Origin of the sequence: Rhodovulum iodosum (assembly GCF_041020385.1) — a bacterium.
In the GTDB taxonomy this organism is placed as follows: Bacteria; Pseudomonadota; Alphaproteobacteria; order Rhodobacterales; family Rhodobacteraceae; genus Rhodovulum; species Rhodovulum iodosum.
In genome coordinates, this window is sequence record NZ_JBEHHI010000001.1 from 1,591,908 (window position 1) to 1,612,033 (window position 20,126).

At 66.7% G+C, this 20,126-nt stretch carries 23 protein-coding genes; 16 read left to right on the forward strand and 7 right to left on the reverse strand.

Features of this window, described 5'->3' with window-relative positions:
- Positions 1–126 precede the first annotated feature (126 nt).
- The 3 genes from Ga0609869_RS07755 to Ga0609869_RS07765 all read left to right on the forward strand — a co-directional run bounded on the left by Ga0609869_RS07755 (position 127) and on the right by Ga0609869_RS07765 (position 3,340).
- Entirely contained in the window at positions 127–1,545 is a 1,419-nt protein-coding gene (locus tag Ga0609869_RS07755) for a circularly permuted type 2 ATP-grasp protein (protein ID WP_125408530.1), read from the forward strand.
- Positions 1,538–2,518: an alpha-E domain-containing protein gene (locus Ga0609869_RS07760; RefSeq protein ID WP_125408531.1), complete on the forward strand. Its 981-nt coding sequence runs from the start codon at positions 1,538–1,540 to the stop codon at positions 2,516–2,518. The genes Ga0609869_RS07755 and Ga0609869_RS07760 overlap by 8 nt, the downstream gene beginning before the upstream one ends.
- 90 nt (positions 2,519–2,608) lie before the next feature.
- Positions 2,609–3,340, forward strand: a complete 732-nt coding sequence (locus Ga0609869_RS07765) for a proteasome-type protease (RefSeq protein ID WP_125408532.1) — start codon at positions 2,609–2,611, stop codon at positions 3,338–3,340.
- Here Ga0609869_RS07765 and Ga0609869_RS07770 read toward each other — a convergent pair.
- Complete coding sequence (locus Ga0609869_RS07770) at positions 3,337–3,513, reverse strand: hypothetical protein (RefSeq protein ID WP_369022846.1); 177 nt, start codon at positions 3,511–3,513, stop codon at positions 3,337–3,339. The two genes, Ga0609869_RS07765 and Ga0609869_RS07770, sit on opposite strands and share 4 nt — an antisense overlap.
- Before the next feature lie 26 nt (positions 3,514–3,539).
- Here Ga0609869_RS07770 and Ga0609869_RS07775 point away from each other — a divergent pair, with 26 nt between their 5' ends.
- Complete coding sequence (locus tag Ga0609869_RS07775; protein ID WP_438826867.1) at positions 3,540–3,821, forward strand: oxidoreductase C-terminal domain-containing protein; 282 nt, start codon at positions 3,540–3,542, stop codon at positions 3,819–3,821.
- Positions 3,822–3,854: 33 nt separating this feature from the next.
- On the opposite strand, the gene Ga0609869_RS07780 is transcribed toward Ga0609869_RS07775, so the two are convergent.
- The 4 genes from Ga0609869_RS07780 to Ga0609869_RS07795 form a co-directional block, all read right to left on the reverse strand.
- Positions 3,855–4,898, reverse strand: a complete 1,044-nt coding sequence (locus Ga0609869_RS07780) for a succinylglutamate desuccinylase/aspartoacylase family protein (RefSeq protein ID WP_125408533.1) — start codon at positions 4,896–4,898, stop codon at positions 3,855–3,857.
- A complete protein-coding gene (gene rimK, locus Ga0609869_RS07785; RefSeq protein ID WP_125408534.1) occupies positions 4,898–5,803 on the reverse strand; it encodes a 30S ribosomal protein S6--L-glutamate ligase in 906 nt (301 codons plus the stop codon). The genes Ga0609869_RS07780 and rimK overlap by 1 nt, the downstream gene beginning before the upstream one ends.
- Complete coding sequence (locus Ga0609869_RS07790; RefSeq protein WP_125408535.1) at positions 5,800–6,315, reverse strand: ATP-dependent zinc protease family protein; 516 nt, start codon at positions 6,313–6,315, stop codon at positions 5,800–5,802. Before Ga0609869_RS07790 ends, rimK begins: the two co-directional genes overlap by 4 nt.
- A gap of 96 nt (positions 6,316–6,411) precedes the next feature.
- Complete coding sequence (locus Ga0609869_RS07795; RefSeq protein ID WP_170168880.1) at positions 6,412–6,885, reverse strand: thioesterase family protein; 474 nt, start codon at positions 6,883–6,885, stop codon at positions 6,412–6,414.
- Between the two features lie 204 nt (positions 6,886–7,089).
- Between Ga0609869_RS07795 and Ga0609869_RS07800 the strand changes: the two genes are divergently transcribed.
- The 9 genes from Ga0609869_RS07800 (at position 7,090) to ureG (ending at position 12,586) form a co-directional block, all read left to right on the forward strand.
- Positions 7,090–7,959, forward strand: a complete 870-nt coding sequence (locus tag Ga0609869_RS07800; RefSeq protein WP_245972422.1) for an urease accessory protein UreD — start codon at positions 7,090–7,092, stop codon at positions 7,957–7,959.
- Between the two features lies 1 nt (position 7,960).
- Positions 7,961–8,263, forward strand: coding sequence for an urease subunit gamma (locus tag Ga0609869_RS07805; protein WP_125408537.1), 303 nt, complete (start codon positions 7,961–7,963; stop codon positions 8,261–8,263).
- 11 nt (positions 8,264–8,274) lie between these two features.
- Positions 8,275–8,439 carry a hypothetical protein gene (locus Ga0609869_RS07810; RefSeq protein WP_170168881.1) on the forward strand — a complete coding sequence of 55 codons (165 nt, stop codon included), beginning with the start codon at positions 8,275–8,277 and terminating at the stop codon, positions 8,437–8,439.
- Positions 8,436–8,741 carry an urease subunit beta gene (locus Ga0609869_RS07815; protein WP_125408538.1) on the forward strand — a complete coding sequence of 102 codons (306 nt, stop codon included), beginning with the start codon at positions 8,436–8,438 and terminating at the stop codon, positions 8,739–8,741. The genes Ga0609869_RS07810 and Ga0609869_RS07815 overlap by 4 nt, the downstream gene beginning before the upstream one ends.
- The gene (ureC, locus tag Ga0609869_RS07820; protein WP_125408539.1) at positions 8,741–10,450 is read left to right on the forward strand and encodes an urease subunit alpha; all 1,710 of its coding nucleotides are present in this window, start codon (positions 8,741–8,743) and stop codon (positions 10,448–10,450) included. The genes Ga0609869_RS07815 and ureC overlap by 1 nt, the downstream gene beginning before the upstream one ends.
- Before the next feature lie 146 nt (positions 10,451–10,596).
- Entirely contained in the window at positions 10,597–10,824 is a 228-nt protein-coding gene (locus tag Ga0609869_RS07825; RefSeq protein WP_125408540.1) for a hypothetical protein, read from the forward strand.
- Positions 10,825–10,846: 22 nt separating this feature from the next.
- On the forward strand, positions 10,847–11,326 hold the full coding sequence (ureE, locus tag Ga0609869_RS07830; protein WP_125408541.1) for an urease accessory protein UreE: 480 nt from the start codon (positions 10,847–10,849) through the stop codon (positions 11,324–11,326).
- A complete protein-coding gene (locus Ga0609869_RS07835) occupies positions 11,316–11,966 on the forward strand; it encodes an urease accessory protein UreF (protein WP_125408542.1) in 651 nt (216 codons plus the stop codon). Before ureE ends, Ga0609869_RS07835 begins: the two co-directional genes overlap by 11 nt.
- Positions 11,963–12,586, forward strand: coding sequence for an urease accessory protein UreG (gene ureG, locus Ga0609869_RS07840; protein WP_125408543.1), 624 nt, complete (start codon positions 11,963–11,965; stop codon positions 12,584–12,586). The genes Ga0609869_RS07835 and ureG overlap by 4 nt, the downstream gene beginning before the upstream one ends.
- Here the strand turns inward: ureG and gghA are convergent.
- Positions 12,583–14,961 carry a glucosylglycerol hydrolase gene (gene gghA / locus Ga0609869_RS07845; protein WP_125408544.1) on the reverse strand — a complete coding sequence of 793 codons (2,379 nt, stop codon included), beginning with the start codon at positions 14,959–14,961 and terminating at the stop codon, positions 12,583–12,585. The two genes, ureG and gghA, sit on opposite strands and share 4 nt — an antisense overlap.
- An 85-nt stretch (positions 14,962–15,046) precedes the next feature.
- Positions 15,047–15,943, reverse strand: a complete 897-nt coding sequence (locus Ga0609869_RS07850) for a UTP--glucose-1-phosphate uridylyltransferase (protein ID WP_125408545.1) — start codon at positions 15,941–15,943, stop codon at positions 15,047–15,049.
- A gap of 574 nt (positions 15,944–16,517) precedes the next feature.
- Here Ga0609869_RS07850 and Ga0609869_RS07855 point away from each other — a divergent pair.
- Genes Ga0609869_RS07855 through ggpS form a run of 3 tightly spaced genes read left to right on the forward strand, consistent with a single transcriptional unit; the run spans position 16,518 to position 19,946 of the window.
- The gene (locus tag Ga0609869_RS07855; protein WP_438826868.1) at positions 16,518–17,663 is read left to right on the forward strand and encodes an NAD(P)H-dependent glycerol-3-phosphate dehydrogenase; all 1,146 of its coding nucleotides are present in this window, start codon (positions 16,518–16,520) and stop codon (positions 17,661–17,663) included.
- Positions 17,660–18,442, forward strand: coding sequence for an HAD family hydrolase (locus Ga0609869_RS07860; protein WP_125408546.1), 783 nt, complete (start codon positions 17,660–17,662; stop codon positions 18,440–18,442). The genes Ga0609869_RS07855 and Ga0609869_RS07860 overlap by 4 nt, the downstream gene beginning before the upstream one ends.
- A 1-nt stretch (position 18,443) precedes the next feature.
- On the forward strand, positions 18,444–19,946 hold the full coding sequence (gene ggpS, locus Ga0609869_RS07865; RefSeq protein WP_125408547.1) for a glucosylglycerol-phosphate synthase: 1,503 nt from the start codon (positions 18,444–18,446) through the stop codon (positions 19,944–19,946).
- The last annotated feature ends 180 nt before the right edge of the window (positions 19,947–20,126 follow it).

A 20,126-nucleotide genomic window follows, 5' to 3' on the forward strand; every position in this document is an offset into this window, starting at 1 on the left:
GTTTGTGCATACGAGGCCAGATCAAGGCGTTTTCTGCAAGGCGAATAAGCCTTAAAACCTTGGCCATACCGCTTATTGCCTTCCCTGCACGGAATTGCCACGCTCCATAGTCGAAAGGGCCAATTAATGTTCAACGAGATGCTGAAGGGCGGCGATGTCCGGCCCGAATACAGGATCATCGCCGATTGGGTGGAGCGCGAGGGGATCGAGGCGCTGTTGTCCAAGCGCGAAGAGGCGGAGTCGCTGTTCCGGAGAATCGGCATTACCTTCGCCGTCTACGGCGAGGGCGGCGACCCCGACCGGCTGATCCCGTTCGACATGGTGCCCCGCGTCTTCGGCGCGTCGGAATGGGACATGATCGAGCGGGGCTCGATCCAGCGGGCCGATGCGTTGAACGCTTTTCTGCGCGACATCTACGGGCCGCGCGAGATCGTCAAGGCGGGCATCGTGCCGCTGCCGATGATCGAGGGCAACGACGCCTACGAACCCGTGGTCGAGGGCTACACGCCCCCGCGGGGCATCTATTCGCATGTCGTGGGCGTCGACCTGGTGCGCGTCTCCGAGTCCGAGATGTACGTGCTGGAGGACAATTGCCGCACGCCATCGGGCGTGTCCTACGTGCTGCAGAACCGCGAGGTGATGAGCCGGCTTTTCCCCGAGCTTTTCAGCGACAGCGTGATCCGCCCCGTGGATGGCTACGGCGACATGCTGGCCGAGGCGATGCAGTCGGTCGCGCCGCCGATGTGCGAGGGCGAACCGACCCTCGCGCTGCTGACGCCGGGCCACTACAACTCGGCCTATTTCGAGCATTCCTTCCTGGCCGACCAGATGGGGATCGAGCTGGTCGAGGGGCCGGACCTGTTCGTCGTGGATGACCGCGTCTACATGCGCACCACCCACGGGCCCGAGCGGGTGGACGTGATCTATCGGCGGATCGACGATTCCTTTCTCGACCCGCAGGTGTTCCGGCCCGACAGCCTGCTGGGCGTGCCGGGCATCATCGGCGCGATGAAGGCCGGCGGCGTGACCATCGTCAACGCGCCCGGCGCGGGCGTCGCCGACGACAAGGCGATCTATACCTACGTGCCCGAGATGATCCGGTTCTACCTCGGCGAAGAACCGGTCCTGTCGAACGTGCCCACCTGGCGCTGTTCCGAGACGGACGATCTGAAATACGTGCTGGAGCATCTGCACGAACTGGTGGTCAAGGAGGTGCACGGGTCGGGCGGCTACGGCATGCTGGTCGGGCCCGCCTCGACCAAGGCCGAGATCGAGGCCTATGCCGCGCGGCTGAAGGCCGACCCGGACGGCTTTATCGCCCAGCCGACGCTGGCGCTGTCGGCCGCGCCGATCCTGTCCGAGGAAGGCCTCGCGCCACGCCATGTCGACCTGCGCCCCTTCGTGATTTCCGGCAAGACCACGCGGCTGATCCCCTCGGGGCTGACGCGGGTGGCGCTGCGCGAGGGATCGCTCGTCGTCAATTCCAGCCAGGGCGGCGGGGTCAAGGACACCTGGGTCCTTAGCGAAGGGGGCTCTGATGCTTAGTCGCACCGCAAACGGTCTGTTCTGGATGTCGCGCTACGTCGAGCGGATGGAAAACATCGCCCGCCTGCTGGACGCCGGCAGCCGGATGGAAGCGCTGCCCAGCCCGCCGGGCACCAAGGCCACCGAATGGGCCTCGATCCTGATCGCGTCGGGCTGTCAGACCACGTTTCCCGAGCCGCTGGAGAACGCGACACAGGCCAATGTGTCCGCGCATCTGGTCTTTGACCCGGAAAACCCGTCCTCGATCAAGCAATGCCTGTCGTCGGCGCGCGAAAACGCGCGCGCCATGCGCACCGCTGTCACCCGAGAGGTGTGGGACGCGATCAACCAGTCCTGGACCGAGATGAAGCGGATGGAGCCGCGCGGCACCCTCGGCCGGGGCTTTCCCGAGTTCCTGGAATGGGTCAAGGCGCGCGGCGCGCTGGTGCGCGGATCGATCGACGCGACGCTTTTGCGTGACGAGGGCTATGCCTTTATCCAGCTCGGCAAGCGGATCGAGCGGGCCGACGCCACCGCGCGGCTGCTGGACGTGAAATACCACGTGCTGCTGCCGAAAACACAGGATGTGGGCGGCGGGCTGGATTACCTGCAATGGCTGCAGGTGCTGCGCGCGGCCAATGCCGCGGTCGCCTATCGCCACCTCTACCGGCGCACGGTCGACGCCGAGGGCGTGGTGGACCTTCTGGTGTGCAACCTCAAGAGCCCGCGGTCGCTGATGTCCAGCGTTCTGAGCATTGCCGAAGAGCTGCACGATATCGGCGCCTATACCGACGCCCAGAACACGGTGGCGATCCAGGCCGAACGCCTGTGCGATCATGTCGCTAGGGCCGAGGTGGATGCGATAATCAGCTATGGCCTGCACGAATGGCTGACCGATTTCATCATTTCCATCAACGCTTTGGCGCAGGATATCGGACGGGTCTACGGATTCGACGGCGGCGATGTGCAAGCTTTGGCGCAACAGACCCAATAATCCGTCGGCGCGCGCATGCGGCTTTCGCTTGCGGCGGTTGGCGGCTGGGGCGTATCACCGTCGCTCCGCCATAACCGATCGGGCCTTTCCATGACCTATTGCCTTGCGCTCAAGCTCAATGAAGGCCTGGTGTGTCTCTCCGACACACGCACCAACGCGGGTGTCGATAACATCTCGAAATACAAGAAGATGTTTACCTGGGAGGTGCAGGGCGAGCGCGTCATCACGATGGTGACCGCGGGCAACCTGGCGATCACCCAGGCGGTGATGAGCCTGTTGCAGGAAAATATCGACAACCCCGAATCGGGGATCGAGACGCTGTTCACCGCCAGTTCGATGTTCCACATGGCCGAGATCGTGGGCGATGCGATGCGCGTGGTGCAGGGCCGCTACGGCCCGGGCCTGTCGTCGATGGGCGAAAGCGCGATGAGCTCGATCATCCTTGCCGGCCATCGCGCCGGCGGCACGCCACGGCTGTTTCACATCTATTCGGCGGGCAACTTCATAGAGGCGACCGACGACACGCCTTATTTCCAGATCGGGGACCACAAATATGGAAAGCCGATCCTCGACCGGGTGATCGGCCCCGACACGTCGCTGGAAACCGGGATCACCGCCGCGCTGTTGTCCATGGATTCAACCCTGCGCTCGAACCTGTCGGTGGGTATGCCCCTCGACCTGGCGGTGATGCCGTCGCATAGCGTCTGCTTTTCCCAGCTGCGCCGGATCGAGGAGAACGACCCGAAGTTCCTGGAGCTTTCCGAAGCCTGGTCGGCGGCGCTGCGCAACGCATTCGGCGAGATGGTCAAAATCCGGGTCTAGCGCCCGACCGTGTCGTGATAGATCGCAGCCAGACGCCCGGTGTCTCGGGCAAAGCCGGGGTCGCGCGCGTTCTGCGCGGCGAGGATGGCCCCGTCGATCAGCACAGCCGGCGATTGCGCGAGCTTTCGCTTTCGCGGCGCCCGCATCGGGCTGGAAAGCGTGCCCAACGCCATCGACCAGACCGGGGCCCGCGGCGGCGATGCTGGGCGGGGCCGCGCCCTACGCGGCCAAGCCGTCGTTTTGGTCGGACCAGAACGACGTCAAGCTTCAGATCGCGGGGCTGAACGCCGGCTGTACCCAAGCGGTGGGCCGCGACGGCGAAAAGGGGCGGTCGCACGGGTATTTCGCCGGGCCCCAGTTGCTGGCGGTGGACGCGATGAACGACCCCCGCGCCGACATGGTCGGCAAGCGGATGATGAGGCCGGCATTTCGCCCGCGCCCGAGGCGCTGGCCGACCACGGCACCGGCCTGGCCGCGCTGATGCGCGCACCGGCCACCGCGGCCGAATAGCGGCTCAGACGATCTCGTCCTCGTCGAAGAGCGGGTCGTCCTCGACCTGGGCGGTCAGCGTCTCCATCGTGTCCTCGGCATCGGTCGACGAGGTGATCGCGGCCAGGTGGAACAGCGCGTCGCCCTCGTTGACGATGGGCATGACGGCCCGGCCGACGATGATGCCGTCATCCGGGGCGACCACGTCGGTATGGACCTCGCCGAACGGGTCGGAAACGATGGCGAGCGTTTCGCCCTTTTGCACCACGTCACCCTCGGACTTGTAGTTGCGCAGAAGGCCCCCCTGGGGCGCGCGCAGCCAGCGGCTGGACCGGCAGATCAGCGGCGTGCTGCGCGCCCTGGAGATGCCCTTGGCCGGAACCATCCCCTGCACATGCAGCACGCGCAGGATGCCCGACACCCCAGCGCGCACTGCGAATTCGTCGAACCGCAGCCCCTCGCCCGCCTCGTAGAGCAGCACGTCGATGCCAGCCTCCAGTGCGGCGTTCCTGAGCGAGCCCTCGCGCAGTTGCGAGGGCAGCACCACGGGTGCGCCAAAGGCGCGGGCGAGGCGCAAGAGGTGCGGCCGGTCGGGCACGATGCGGATTTGCGGCAGGTTGGTGCGGTGGATCGCGGCGGAATGCAGGTCGATGCCCAGATCGGATCGGGTCACGACCTCGTTCATCAGCAGATGCGCCAGGCGGGCGGCCAGCGACCCGGTGGTCGAGCCCGGGAAGGCCCGGTTCAGGTCGCGCCGGTCGGGCAGGTAGCGCGAGCGGGCGAGAAAGCCGAAAGCGTTGACGATGGGCACCGCGATGAGCGTGCCGCGCAGGCTGCCCAGCACCGGCAGGCTGAGCAGGCGCCGCACGACCTCGACCCCGATCACCTCGTCGCCATGCACACCGGCGGTGACAAAAACGGTGGGCCCGGCGCGCTTGCCGTGGATCACGTGGGCCGACATGGTCACCGGCGTGTGGTCCGACAGGACGCTGACAGGCAGATCGACGGTGCGGCGCTGGCCGGCGGCGACGGTTTCGCCGCCGAGGTCGAAACCAGCCCGTACAGGCATCAGCCGCGGCCCTTGGTGCGCGTCTTGCCGGGCGCGGCGGATTTCTCGATATGCTCGATGATCTGGTTCGCGATATCCTTGCCGGTGGCCTTTTCGATGCCCTCCAGGCCGGGCGAGGAATTCACCTCCATCACCACCGCGCCGTGGTTCGAGCGCAGCATATCCACGCCGCAGACGTTCAGGCCCATCGTCTTGGCCGCGCGCACGGCGGTCGAGCGTTCCTCGGGGGTGATCCGGGCCACGTTGGAATGGCCGCCCCGGTGCAGGTTCGAGCGGAACTCGCCCTCGGCGCCGGTGCGTTTCATCGCGGCCACCACCTTGCCGCCGATCACGAAGGCGCGGATGTCGCTGCCGCCGGCCTCCTTGATGAATTCCTGCACGAGGATGTTGATATTGGCGCCGCGGAACGCCTCGATCACCGAGCGGGCGGATCGGTCGGTATCGGCCAGCACCACGCCGATCCCTTGCGTGCCCTCCAAAAGCTTGATGACCAGCGGTGCGCCGCCGGCCACCTTGACCACCTCGTCGGTCTGCTTGGGGTCGTAGGCGAAGGTCGTCACCGGCAGCCCGATGCCGTCGCGCGCCAGAAGCTGCATGGAGCGCAGCTTGTCGCGCGACCGCCCGATGGCCACGCTTTCGTTGACGGGATAGACGCCCATCATCTCGAACTGGCGCAGCACGGCGAGGCCGTAGAAGGTGACCGAGGCGCCGATGCGCGGGATCACCGCGTCGAATTTCGGCAGTTTCTCGTCGTTGTAATAGATCTCGGGCCGGCGCGAGGCGATGTTCATGTAACAGCGCGTGGTGTTGATGATCTGCAATTCGTGGCCGCGCGCCTCGGCGGCCTCCTTGATGCGCTTGTGCGAATAGAGGTTGGGATTACGGGCCAGCATCGCGATTTTCATGACGGGCTCCTTTTCGCTTTCGGGCGTTTGAGGGGTTTTGGCCGTGTAATCCACGACCGGCCGCTATCGACGAGCAGGCGGTGATAGCGGATGGCGGTGCGGCCGATGATGATCGGGAAGGCCATGTCGCCGCGATTGGCGAGCGCCACCTCGATGAGGAAGTTCCGGTTGGCGATATGCAGATGGGTGCGGATGATGACACGCTCTTCGGGCACGCCGCTGGTGTTCTTGATGGCGCGCCGGTCATGCACCCTGGCGCGGCACAGGTCCGGCGCGACGTGGCCCAGATCGGGCGGGCGGAACTCGACCCATTGGGCGCCGCCGGCATCGTAAAAGCGCAGGTCGCCGGCGTGCAGCGCCGTGGTGCGCGCGCCGGTGTCGATCTTGGCCTTCACCCTGTCCAGCCCCAGGTCGGGCAGGTCGACGATCTCGCGCCAGCCGATCACCAGCGGCGGCGTCTTGGCCCGCTTGTGCGCTGTCTTCTTACCGGCTGCGGCGGTTTTTCGGTTCATGGTCTCCGTCTCGTCGGTTTGTTGGCCCGAATGCGTCGGCGTGCGGTCCGCGCGCGCCCGGGCGGAAGGAGGTGTCAACGGCATGTCGCGGCCCGCTCAGGCCCGCCCACGGGTCAGACCCATCGGCCGCGCCCGGTGGCGCAGCCCGGCCGTCTCTTCGGCGCTCAGCCGGGCGTCGCGCAGGATTTGCTGCATCGCCTCGGGCATCGGCGCGGCGCGGGGGGTGTCCTGCTGGCTGACATGCAGCTCCATATATTCCGACACCGCCGCCACGGTGCCGCGGCTGGTCATGGTCTGGTGCAGCAGGATGCGCTTTTCGTCGTGTTCCAGAACGCGGATTTCGACGCTCAGCGGGTCGCCCTCCTTCACTTCGGAGAGATAGAAGCAATGGTCCTCGATCAGGTAGAATGTGCAACCCGTCGCCTTGCGATACGCCGCGTCCATTCCCAGCGCGATCTCGAAGGATTCGACGGCATGGCTGAACACCAGCCCGTAATGGGCATCGCGCATATGGCCGTTATAGTCGATCCACTCCGCGGCGACGACGGTCTTGTAGACATGGGGTTTCACGCGATCCGACCTTTCGTTTCGGCGTGTTGCGGGCGCGCCGATCATGGGGCCGCGCCGCGTGGATTGGCAAGGGCTGCCGCCGGGGCCGGGCACCCGAACCCGCACAGATTTTCGGCAAGCGGCGCGTGCTGCGCCCTTGAACCGGGCAGTCGGCCGTGGAAGGTCAGGTAAGACAGCGATTTCCCGTGCCCGCCATGAGGCCCCATGAAAAAACGATGCGGTCTTGTGCAGGAGCGGGAGGCGGCGATCACTTATCAGGCTTTCTCGGCAGGAACGACCCAGCCGCGCGCGATGGGCCGGATCGCGGTCGCGGCCAAGGCCACGGCGCGGGGCAGCGTTCTGCAAGACCTGCACCAGGCGGGCGCGATGAAGGCGCTGTTTCCGCGCCCGCGCGGGCCTGCGCTGGATGTCATTTCCATCAATTCCGCGGGCGGCATCACCGGGGGCGACCGGTTCCGGCTCGAGGCGCGGGCCGGTGCGGGGGCGCATCTGCGCGTCACCACCCAGGCGGCCGAGCGGGCCTATCGCGCCCAGCCGGGCGAGACCGGGCAGGTGCGCAACCTCGTGTCGGCCGGGCCCGGGGCGCGGGCCGAGTGGCTGCCGCAAGAGACGATCCTCTACGATGGTGCCGCGCTCGACCGGAGGCTCGACGTCGAGCTTGCCGGGGACGCCGCGTTCCTGATGGTCGAGCCGCTGGTCTTTGGCCGCCTGGCGATGGGCGAGGCGCTGACCGATGCCCGGTTCCGCGACCGTATCTCGATCCGCCGTGAGGGCGTGCCGGTTTACCGTGACGGGCTGGGCCTGACGGGAGATATCTGTGCCCATCTGGGGCGCCGGGGCGTGGCCGGGGGGGGCGTCGCCATGGCCAGCATGGTCTTGGCCGCGCCCGGCGCCGAGGCGCATCTGGCGCCCCTGCGGGCGCTGATGCCCCGGACCGGCGGCGTCAGCCTGATCCGCCCCGACCTTCTGGTGTTGCGGCTGGTCGCCGCGGACGGCTACGCTTTGCGCAAGACGCTCGTGCCGGTGCTGACCCGGCTGACCGACAACGCCCTGCCCCGATCGTGGATGACGTGAGATGCAACTGACCCCGAGAGAGAAAGACAAGCTGATGGTCGCCATGGCCGCGGAGGTGGCGCGCAAGCGGCTGGCCCGCGGCGTCAAGCTGAACCACCCCGAGGCGGTGGCGCTGATCACCGACGCGGTGGTCGAGGGCGCCCGCGACGGGCGCAGCGTGGCCGAGATGATGCAGGCCGGCGCCGCGGTGGTGACCCGCGATCAATGCATGGAGGGCGTGCCCGAGATGATCCACGAGGTTCAGGTCGAGGCGACCTTTCCCGATGGCACCAAGCTGGTGACCGTCCACAATCCCATTCGTTGAGGAGACCAGGTATGAAAGCACTTCCCCTTCTCGCCGCGATGCTGGCCGCGGCGCCGGCCAGCGCCCATGACGGCCTTTACCCGCACGTGCACGAGTTGAACGCCGGCACGCTGGGCCTGGCCGCGCTGCTGGTGGCCGGCGGGGTGATCGCGTTCCGGTTCGGGCGGCGCACATGATCCCCGGAGAGCTCTTCGCCGCCGAGGGCACGCTGACGCTGAACGCCGACCGTGCGCCGATCACGCTGATGGTGGCGAATACCGGCGACCGGCCGGTGCAGGTCGGCAGCCATTACCATTTCGCCGAGTCCAATTCCGCGCTCGACTTCGACCGCGCCGCGGCGCGCGGGATGCGCCTGGATATCGCCGCGGGCACCGCGGTGCGGTTCGAGCCGGGGCAGCGGCGCGAGGTGCAGCTGATCCCGATCGCGGGCGCGCGGCGCGTCTATGGCTTCAACCAGCAGGTGATGGGGGAGCTTTGATGCCCAGAGAGATTTCCCGCGCCGACTATGCCGCCATGTTCGGTCCCACCACCGGCGACAAGCTGCGCCTGGCCGATACCGACCTGATCATCGAGGTGGAGAAAGACCTGACCACCTATGGCGAAGAGGTGAAATTCGGCGGCGGCAAGGTGATCCGCGACGGGATGGGGCAAAGCCAGGCGTCCCGCGCCGAGGGCGCGGTGGACACGGTCATCACAAATGCGCTGATCGTCGATCACACCGGCATCACCAAGGCCGATATCGGCATCAGGGACGGGCGCATCGTCAAGATCGGCAAGGCGGGCAACCCTGATACCCAGCCGAACGTGGATATCATCGTGGGCCCCGGAACCGAGGCCATCGCGGCCGAGGGCAAGATCGTCACGGCAGGCGGGTTCGACAGCCATATCCATTTCATCTGCCCGCAGCAGATCGAGGACGCGCTGCATTCGGGGCTGACCACCATGCTGGGCGGCGGCACGGGCCCCGCGACGGGGACGATGGCGACCACCTGCACGCCGGGGCCCTGGCATATCGGGCGGATGCTGCAGGCGGCCGATGCCTTCCCCATGAACCTGGCCTTCGCGGGCAAGGGCAACGCCTCGCTGCCGGCCGCTCTGGTCGAGCAGGTCAAGGGCGGGGCGTGTTCGCTGAAGCTGCACGAGGATTGGGGCACCACGCCCGGCGCCATCGACTGCTGTCTTTCCGTGGCCGACGACATGGACGTCCAGGTGATGATTCACACCGACACGCTGAACGAAAGCGGGTTCGTGGAAAACACCATAAAGGCCATGAAGGGCCGCACGATCCACGCCTTCCACACCGAGGGCGCAGGCGGCGGGCACGCGCCCGATATCATCAAGGTCTGCGGCGAGGAACACGTGCTGCCGTCCTCGACCAACCCGACGCGGCCCTTCACGGTCAACACGCTGGAAGAGCATCTCGACATGCTCATGGTCTGCCACCACCTCGACAAGTCGATCCCCGAGGACGTGGCCTTTGCCGAAAGCCGCATCCGGCGCGAGACCATCGCGGCCGAAGACATCCTGCACGACATGGGGGCGTTCTCGATCATCGCGTCGGACAGCCAGGCGATGGGCCGGGTGGGCGAGGTGATCATCCGCACCTGGCAGACCGCCGACAAGATGAAGAAACAGCGCGGCCGGCTGGCCGAAGAAACCGGCGACAACGACAATTACCGCGTCCGCCGCTACGTGGCGAAATACACCATCAACCCGGCGATCGCCCACGGCATTTCCCACGAGATCGGCAGCGTGGAAGAGGGCAAGCGCGCCGATCTGGTGCTGTGGAACCCGGCGTTTTTCGGGGTGAAGCCCGAGACGGTGCTGATGTCCGGCACCATCGTCTGCGCCCAGATGGGCGACCCCAATGCCAGCATCCCAACGCCGCAGCCGGTCTACACGCGGCCGATGTTCGGCGCCTTCGGCCGGTCGCTGGAAAATTCCGCCGTCACCTTCGTGTCCGAGGCGGCGCAGGCCGAGGGGATCGGCGGGGCGCTGGGGCTGGCCAAGCAGACGGTGGCGGTGAAAAACACCCGCGGCATCGGCAAGTCAGACCTGGTGCTCAACGACGCCACGCCCAAGATCGAGGTGAACCCGGAAACTTACGAGGTGCGCGCCGACGGAGAGCTCTTGACCTGCGAGCCCGCCGAGGTGCTGCCGATGGCTCAGCGCTATTTCATGTTCTGAGCGAAAGGGTGCGGATATGCGGAAATCTGCTGCAATGCAGCATTCGCAGGACGGGCATGCCTTAACGGGCGTGGTCGGCGGCTGTCGGCAGGCCTATCCTGCATTTCATGGGAGGAAACCACCTCTAGATCGAGACGAGGTTTCCTATGGCAACGCCGAGTATCACCTTCAAGTTCAGCCCGCCGGGCATGTCCCAGCGCATCGACGCCTTCTTTGCAGGGCTGGGGCAGGGCGTGAACGCCTATGTTCTCAGCCGGTCGCGGATGCGCGAGATCCAGCGGTTGAACAGCTATTCCGACGCGCAGCTTTCGCAGCTGGGCATCACCCGCGAAGACATTCCGCGCTACGTTTTCCGCGATCTGTTCAACCTGTAGCCAGCGCGGCCGGAGGCGCGGCATGACCGGCGCCCTTCCCGTCGCGCAAGACGTGGCCCCGCCGGGCGGCGCGGACGATACCGTGACGCTGAGCTATGACGACCGGTTCCTGCGGCGCAAGCGGCTGGTCAGCGATGGCGGGCTGGCCTTCGTCGTCGACCTGGCCAAGACGACCTCGGTCGAGGCGGGCGAGTGTTTCGTGCTGGCCGACGGGCGCAAGGTGGCCGTGGCCGCGGCGGACGAGAATTTGCTGGAGGTCCGCGGCGACCTTCCCCGGCTCGCCTGGCATGTCGGCAACCGCCACACACCCTGCCAGATCGAGGCCGACCGGCTGTTGATCCAGCGCGACCACGTGATCCGCGACATGCTGAACCGGCTGGGCGCCGAGGTGGCCGAGATCGTGGCGCCCTTCTCGCCCGAGGGCGGGGCCTACGGGCATGGCCGGACCCATGCGCATGAACATGGGCACACCACCCATCACGGCCACTCCCATGACCACTGACGCCGAGGTTCTGCTGCTGGCGCAATGGCTGTCGCCCGCATTTCCGGTGGGGTCCTTCACCTACAGCCACGGGCTGGAATGGGCGGTCGAGGCGGGCGACGTGCGCGATGCGGCCACGCTGCGGGGCTGGCTGGGCGATGTGCTGGCCCACGGCGCCGGGCGCTGCGATGCGATCCTGCTGGCCGCCGCCTACCGGGCCGAAAGCGCCGAGGAGGTGGCCGGGATCGATGCCGAGGCGCGCGCCTTTGCCCCTTCGGCCGAGCGCCTGCTGGAGGCCGAGGCCCAAGGCCGCGCCTTTGCCGAGACGCTGGGCGCGGTCTGGCCGGGGGCTGCGTTGCCCGCGCTGACCTATCCGGTGGCGCTGGGCCGCGCGGCGCGGGTCGAGGGGCTGCCCATGGTGCTGACCGCGCGGATGTACCTGCATGCGTTTACGTCCAACCTCGTCTCGGCGGGCATCCGGCTGATCCCGATCGGGCAAACCGAGGGGCAACAGACGCTGTCGGCGCTGACGCCCTTGTGCCTGCGGCTGGCCGAAGAGGCGGCCGAGGCCGGGCTGGACGATCTGGAAAGCTCGGTCTTTCTTGCCGATATCGCGTCGATGAAACACGAAACCCAGTATTCGAGGCTGTTCCGCTCATGACTTCCCCCAACGGCCCCCTTCGCGTGGGCATCGGCGGCCCGGTGGGCGCCGGCAAGACGACGCTGACCGCCCAGCTTGCCCGCACCCTCGCGCCCCGCTTTTCGCTCGCCGTGGTGACGAACGACATCTACACGCAAGAGGATGCCGAGGCGCTGACGCGGATGCAGGTGCTGCCCTCGGACCGCATCAAGGGTGTCGAGACCGGCGGCTGCCCCCACACCGCGATCCGGGAGGATGCCTCGATCAACCTCGCCGCCATCGCAGAGCTGACGGCGGCCATCCCCGACCTCGAGCTGGTGCTGATCGAGTCGGGCGGCGACAACCTGTCGGCGACGTTCAGCCCGGAACTGGCCGATATCACGCTCTACGTCATCGACGTGGCCGCGGGTGAGGAAATCCCCCGCAAGGGGGGGCCGGCGATCACCAGGTCGGACCTGCTGATCATCAACAAGACCGACCTGGCGCCCTATGTCGGCGCCGATCTGTCGGTGATGGAGCGCGACGCCACGCGGATGCGCGGCGGGCGGCCCTTCCTCTTCGCCTCGCTTCGCAACGGCGAGGGCGTGGCAGAGATCGCCGCCCAACTGTGCGAGTTGGGCGGGCTGGTCGAGCGCGCCTAGCCGACGGGCAGGTCGCGGGTAAATGTCAGCGCCATGGAATCGCGCAGCGTGATCGGCCCGCCGTTGTAATCGCCGCCGATCCCCGGCGTGCGCAGCGCCAGCCGCCAGCCGAACCCGTCGAGCCCCGCAATCGGCAGGGTGAGGGGGTCGACCTCGTCGGTCGGGCCGCCCTCCATATGCGCGATGGTGAAACTCTGCCCGCCCTCGGGCGCATTGCGCAGCGCGGTGAACAGGGTGCGCCCGCCCAGGGGGCGGATGTAGTCGAAATGATCGCTCGGCCCGAAGTTTCCGCGCAGCCACGGGTTGGCCCGGCGGAACCGGCGCAGCGCCAGCATGAAATCGGTCTGCGCGGGGTCGAGCGCGCTGATCGAGTTGGCGACATTGCAATAGGCGTGCATGTCGTCCATCCAGGCCCGTGCGATCTGTTTCAGGACCGGCACGGTAAAGCGCGGGGGGCCGGCCAGCGGCGGCTCGACCGCGTTCAGCAGCGTGGCGATGGTGTCGAGATCGTAATCGGTCACCTCGACCAGCGCCGGCAGGAACTCGAAGAACCGGGCGAGGTCTTCGCGCGTGTCAAAGCCCAGCTCTTTCAGCCGGGTGAAATGTCCGGGCACCGAATAGCTGTATTCGTCGACCTGCCATTTCAGGCTGATCGCCTCTTCGGCCACGACCTTGACCCCGTAAGAGTCATCCTGGTTGCGGACAAAGCCCCAGCTGGCCCGCGACGTGGCGTTTAGGAAATCCATCGGCACGCCGGGGAACACGGCGTAGGTCAGCATCGACACCGCGGGGTTGTCATAGGCCTTGTCCAACAGCTCCATCCGCGTCTCGCCGAGGCGCGTGTTGATGTTGAGCTTGGGGTTGACCTGGGTGCCGCGTCTGAGCGTGTCATGGTTGGCGGTGCCCGAGATCCAGTTTTCGCCCATCTCCAGCATTTCGCGGATGCGCCAGAACTTGGACAGCCAGAAGGTGTAGAGAAACGGCGTGTTGTGGGCAAAGGTCAGCGGCCCCCACTGGAACACGTCGTCGTCGCGCTGGGCCTCGATCACCGCGCGGTAGCTCGAGCTCAGTTCCCAATCCTCGTCGGGCCAGGGACGGCCATCCTCGAAGATCATCCAGGGGCGGTAGCGCGTCCCGGCGACCTGCTGTTCCACGTCGGCCATTTCCTGAAGGTAGTCGTCGTCATGGCGCAGATGCTGCAGGGACGGATCCCACCACTTGAAATCCTGCGCGCCGTCGATGCGCACGCCGTCGGCGCCGAAGTCGACCTTGCGCCGCTGCATCTCTAGCAGGATCGCCCGCACCGCGGGATTTCGATAATCGAGGTTCTGGCCGTACATGTTCGGCCCGGCGAAGAAATGCGGGTTGAGCGCTTCGAGCCCCTGATTGTCGGAATGCCCGAAGACCACGTCGAAGATCAGCATCTTGGGCTTGCCGGGGAAGGTGTGCAGCACCGCGGCGAGATCGACCAACTCGTCCGGGCGACCGGTCTCGGTCAGCACGGGGTTCACCGTGGCCATGCCCGAGATCACCACGTCGTAGCCCCAATTGGTGGTGTCGGGACGGGTCAGCGTGATGTCGACCTCGCCCTCCGAGACCGGGTTTTCCTGCCAGAAGGCGGGGCCGGTCTCGTAAACCGTCGTGGGCTCGACCGGCAAGAGCTGCACCGCGTCGTAGCCCAGAAACAGCGCGTCGGCGGGTTCCAGTCTCAGTCCGTGCTCGACGCGTTCGGCCAGGCGGTGGTACTGGCGGGTGAGGCTGGCCAGCGTGCCGCCGGCGGTGGCGGTTGGCACATGGATTTGCAGGATGTTGGTGGGCGGGCCGAACTTGTGCGGCGCCGCGCCGGCGAAGGCGCGGAAATAGTCGGCGTCGGACCGGGCGGCCTGCATCGCGTCGACGTCGTAGATCTCGGCCGGGGCGAAGGCGCCGAAGGGCAGCGACATCGCCAGCGGGTCGAAGATGCGGTGCCAGGCGCCGTGGCCGTCGCGCCAGGCCAGTGCGTAGAAATCGCCCAGCCGGTCGCGCCTGCCCGCGCCGAGCCCCGCGACCGCGGCGAAGGTGAACCCCTCGTAGCGGGCGACGGGCAGATACACTTTCTCGAACCGCTGCTCCTGGTGGGAAATCGTAAGGTCCAGCGCGCCCGTCGGGGCCAGCACCTCGAGAAACACGTCGCCCTCGGGCACGCGCTGATCCTGCAATTCCGGCGTCCAGAAGCCGAAGGTCACGTGGTCTTCGGCCACCTGTGCACCCAGCCGGCGGGCGATGGCGCGGCTGGCCTCGAACTGACTGGAGGCGGTGGTGTGGATTTCGGCGCACCAGTCGGCGAGGGCCTGCGCCTTGTCGTCGCGCGGGATGGCGCGGTCTGTCAGGGACATTCGATTCCTTGTCTTGAACGAGATGACCGGCCAGCGTCGCATGGTGCGCGCCGACCGGTCGGGAAGGGCTGGACGACGGGCGCCTTTATTCGGCGGCCATCGCCGTGGCGGGTGTGGCGAACTCGGTCAGCACCTGGCGATAGCTCGGGTGCTGGGCGGCCAGCGACAGCGTGGCGCGCAGCATACCCTCTTTCGAGCCGCAATCGAAGCGCTCGCCCGAGAAGGCGAAACCGGCCAGGCCCAGCGGCCCGGCGTCTCGTGCGATCGCGTCGGTAAGCTGGATCTCGTCATTGGCGCCGGGGGGCTGGCTGGCCAGCGTGTCAAAGATCGCCCCGTCGAGGATATAGCGGCCGACCACGGCCTTGAGCGACGGCGCGTCCTCGGCGGCGGGCTTTTCGACCATGCCGCTGGCATGGACCAGCCGGCCGTCATGCCGTTTCGGCACCAGCACACCATAGCGCGACACGGTCTCGCGGGTGACGTCCATGGTGGCCACCATGTGCCCCGCGTCGCAGGCCTGGTAGGCGGCGATCATCTCGCTGAGGCAGCCGGGGCCGGACAGGATCAGGTCGTCGGGCAGCAGCACCGCCACGGGCCCGGGCAGCACATGCGGCCGCGCGCAGAGCACCGCGTGACCGAGGCCAAGCGGTTCGTGCTGCATGACGAATTCCACCTCGTGCTCATCCTCGTCGAGCGCCGCGGCGTGAAGCTCGCGGGCGATATGGCTCTTGCCGCGGGCGTGCAGCGTCTCGATCAGGTCGTGATCGGCGCGGACATGGCGTTCGATGGCCGATTTCGACGGGTGGCTGACGAAGACCATCCGCTCGACCCCGGCATCGCGCGCCTCGTCGATGGCGTACTGGATGAGCGGCGTGTCGATGACCGGCAACAGCTCTTTCGGGGTGGCCTTGGTGGCGGGCAGAAAACGGGTGCCCAGCCCGGCGACCGGAAAGATGGCGGTTCTGACGGTGGCAGAGGTCATGCGGATCCTACTCCTTAAACTGGTGCAGCACGTAGCTGTCGAGAAGATTGCTGCGGTGCAGTAAACTTCGTTATGTGAATATATTTTAGGGACTTGGCCCGCCAAATCAATTCGGTCGGCGAAAACCGGCGGGTCGGGCGAGGCCGGTGTCGACCGATCGGGGAGCGGCGGCCTGTTGCGCGCACCTAGCAGCCAGAACCACTATAAATATTTGTAAATCATTATAAAAAGCCGCAAGTCGCCGCGCCGGGCCTGACTGTCGCGATTCAGCGATAGCGGTGTCGACAACCAAATCCTCGCTTTTCTGGGCCTTGAGGGGTTGCACAATTTTTGCGCAGTTCGTATTTTTGCTAAGCACTATGAAATAATTGAACGGCCAAATCACCGGCCACGGACGCCGCGCTGCGGCACTGCCTTGAAAGACCGGCCGCATGGCGTACCTTATGTGCAGAGCGCTTCGTGCGTCGGCGGGTCAGGGCAGGCCGATGACCCGGCACGGGGCAGGCGCGGTATGGGTGACGCCACGTCCCACCGCGCGGCCGCAATGTCCTTCGGCCGATAAGCAGAGCCATAGATGCCCGTGAGCGGAATGAAAGACAGCTATTCGCAATCCTCCAATCCCCAATCCAGCCCTTACCCCACCGTCGCCGTGATCGGTGCCGGGTCGTGGGGGACGGCGCTGGCCAGCGTGCTGGCGCGTAGCGGGCGAAACGTCACGCTCTGGGCGCGACGGCCCGACCTGGCCGCCGCGATCTCGCGCACCGGGCAGAACCCGGATTACCTGCCGGATATCGACCTGCCGCCGGGGATCATGGCGACCGCCGACCTGCAAGAGGCGCTGGACGGCGCCGGTGCGGTGTTGCTGGTCACGCCTTCGGCAACGTTGCGCGACATCTGCCGGGCCGCGGCGCCGGTGCTGCCCAAGGGCATCCCGCTTGCGCTCTGTGCCAAGGGGATCGAGCGGGGCACCGGGCTGTTGCTGTCCGAGGTGGCGTCGGAAGAGTTGCCCGATCATCCCATCGGTGCCGTCTCCGGCCCGACATTCGCGCGGGAAACCGCCCTGGGCCATCCCACCGCGGCGACCGTCGCGTTTCCGTTTTCCTATGCCGACCGGTTGACGCCCGGGGCCAGCCCGGCCGCGCGGCTGGCCATGTCGCTGAGCGGCGGCGGCTTTCGCCCCTATATCTCGGACGACCTGGTGGGCGTCGAGGTGGGCGGCGCGGTGAAGAACGTGATCGCCATCGCCTGCGGGATGATGTCGGGCGCCGGCTTTGCCGAGAACACCCGCGCGGCCCTGATCGCCCGCGGCATGGACGAGATGAAGGCGCTGGCCGAGGCGCTGGGCGGCAAGCGTGAAACCGTCACCGGACTGTCGGGCGCGGGCGATCTGACCCTGACCTGTTCGTCCACCACGTCGCGCAACATGTCGCTGGGGATGCAACTGGGCCGCGGCCTGGCCCGCGAGGCGTGTTTCGATGGAAAGCCCGTCGTCGTCGAGGGCGAGGTCAACGCCATCTCGGTGATCGACCTGGCGCGGCGGATCGGCGTGCCGATGCCCATTTGCGAGACGGTCAACGCCGTTCTGCACGAGGGCGCCGACCTGAACCAGAGCTTTTCCGACCTCTGGGTGCGGCCCATCGAGGCCGAGCCGCGGGCGCTCGACATCTCGCTCGACCATCCCGAACCCAACGCCTTGCTGCCCTTCGGAGCCCCGGTATGACGCTTGCCGAAACCCTTTTGCCGCCGCTGTCCGAGCGGCGTTTCGTGTTGGCCACCGACCTGGACGGTACGTTCCTGGGCGGCACCCAGGACGACCGCCGCCGCCTCTACGACTGGATCGACGATCAGCGTACAACCATAGGGTTGATCTTCGTCACCGGGCGCGATCCCGATTTCATCGTCGAGCTGTGCGAGGAACGTGGCCTGCCATGGCCGGAATACGTGGTTTGCGACGTCGGCACGTCGATTGCCGAGGTATCGCACGACGGCACCATCACGCCGATCCCCACGCTTGAGGCCGATATCGCCCGGCGCTGGGGCGGCAAGGGCGACGCGGTGCGCGCGGCGCTTGACGGCCATCCGGGGCTGACGCTGCAACCCACCGCGTTCCGCCACAGGGTCAGCTATGATCTGGAGGCCGACGCCTTTTGCGACAGCGCCAAGGGCAAGGTCGAGGAACTGGACCTCGACTGGCTGATCTCGGACAACCGGTTTTTCGACGTGTTGCCTCAGGGCGTGTCCAAGGGCCCGTCGCTGAAACGGCTCATCGCACATCTGGGAGTGCCCGAAGGCCGGGTGCTGGCCGCGGGCGACACGCTCAACGACCTGTCGATGCTCGAATGCGGGCTGAACGCGGTGGCCGTCGGCAATTCCGAGGCGCCGCTGATCGAACGGGTGGCGCCCCTCGGGCATGTGCACAAAGCCCGCGCCCATGGCGCGGCAGGGATCATGGAGGCGATCGACGCCTTTTCCCTTCACGACATTCCGAAAGGAGGCTGATATGCCGTCCAATCTGGTGATCGTCTACCACCGCCAGCCCTACGAAGAGGTGGAGGTCGACGGCAAGACCGAGTTCCGCGAAAACAAGAGCCCCAACGGCATCGTGCCGACGCTGAAAAGCTTTTTCGGCCGGTTCGAAAGCGGCGCCTGGGTCGCGTGGAAACAGGCCGACGACCCGGCCAACCCCGAGTTCGACCGGGTGATCGAGATCGAGGATGCCTACGGCAAATACACGGTTTCGCGCCTGCCCCTGACCGCCGAGCAGGTGAGCAGCTTTTACCACGTCACTTCGAAAGAGGCATTCTGGCCGATCCTGCATTCCTTCAAGGAGCGGTACAATTACGACCCCGTCGACTGGCCGACCTTTCGTGAAGTGAACTGGGCCTTTGCCGAGGCCGCCGCGAACGAGGCCGCCGAGGGCGCCGTGGTCTGGGTGCATGACTACAACCTGTGGCTGGTGCCGGGCTATCTGCGGACCATGCGGCCAGATCTGAAGATCAGCTTTTTCCACCACACGCCGTTCCCCTCGGCCGACATGTTCAACGTGCTGCCCTGGCGCAAGGAAATCCTCGAAAGCCTGCTGACCTGCGACGTGGTGGGCTTTCACATCCCGCGCTATGCCAACAACTTCGTCTCGGCCGCGCGCAGCCTGCTGGATGTCGCCGTGACCCGGCGCGAACCCGTTGCGCCCGACCTGGCGTCGGAGGTCACCGCGCTGTCGGAACGCAGCGTGCCGACCGAGCTGGATTTCGACGGGCACAAGATCATCGTGCAATCCTCGCCGGTCGGGGTCGATACCGACTATGTCGAAAGCATCGCCGCGCGCCCCGAAACGGCCAAGCGCGCCGCCGAAATCCGCGCCGACCTGGGCGGGGCGCAAATGATCCTGTCGGTCGGGCGGACCGATTACACCAAGGGCGGGATCGAGCAATTGCTGTCTTACGAGCGCCTTTTGGAAGCGCGCCCCGACCTGCGCGGCAAGCTGCGGCTGATGCATGTCTCGGTGCCGGCCAACCGCAACATGACGGTCTACGAGAACATCCAGACCGATATCGAACAGCTGGCCGGGCGCATCAACGGCCATTTCGGCAGCCTGGAATGGCAGCCCATCGCGCTGATCTCTCGCGCGATCCCGTTCGACGATCTGGTCGCCTACTACCGCGCCGCCGACGTGGCCTGGATCACACCGCTGGCCGACGGGATGAACCTGGTCTGCAAGGAGTTCTGCGCGGCCCGTACCGATGGCGACGGCGTGCTGGTGCTGTCGGAATTCGCAGGCGCGGCGGTCGAGATGGGGTCGGCCCTGCTGACCAACCCGTTCTCGAACCGCTCGATGGACAGCGCGATTGCACAGGCGCTGGACATGGAAGAGGCCGAGCGCCGCGACCGTATGGCCGCCCTGCACGAGATCGTGCGCCGCCACGACGTCCGGTTCTGGGCCGAAGATCAGATGCGTGCGCTGGCACCGGCCAAGACCGAGGCCGAGACCGTGCCCGCCGCCTGACGCTCCCGGCGCGCGCCGCCGGAGCGGACCTATGCACAGATCGACGCCGCCCAATTTGGTTGGGCGGTGTTTTGCTGTCTGAAAGTCCTGCGAAAGCGGCCAGTCGGTTTCGCCGACGCCCCGACCGAATATGGGGCTGCGCCCCTGAAATGTGCCGCGCAGGCATTCGGTTCACCCGGC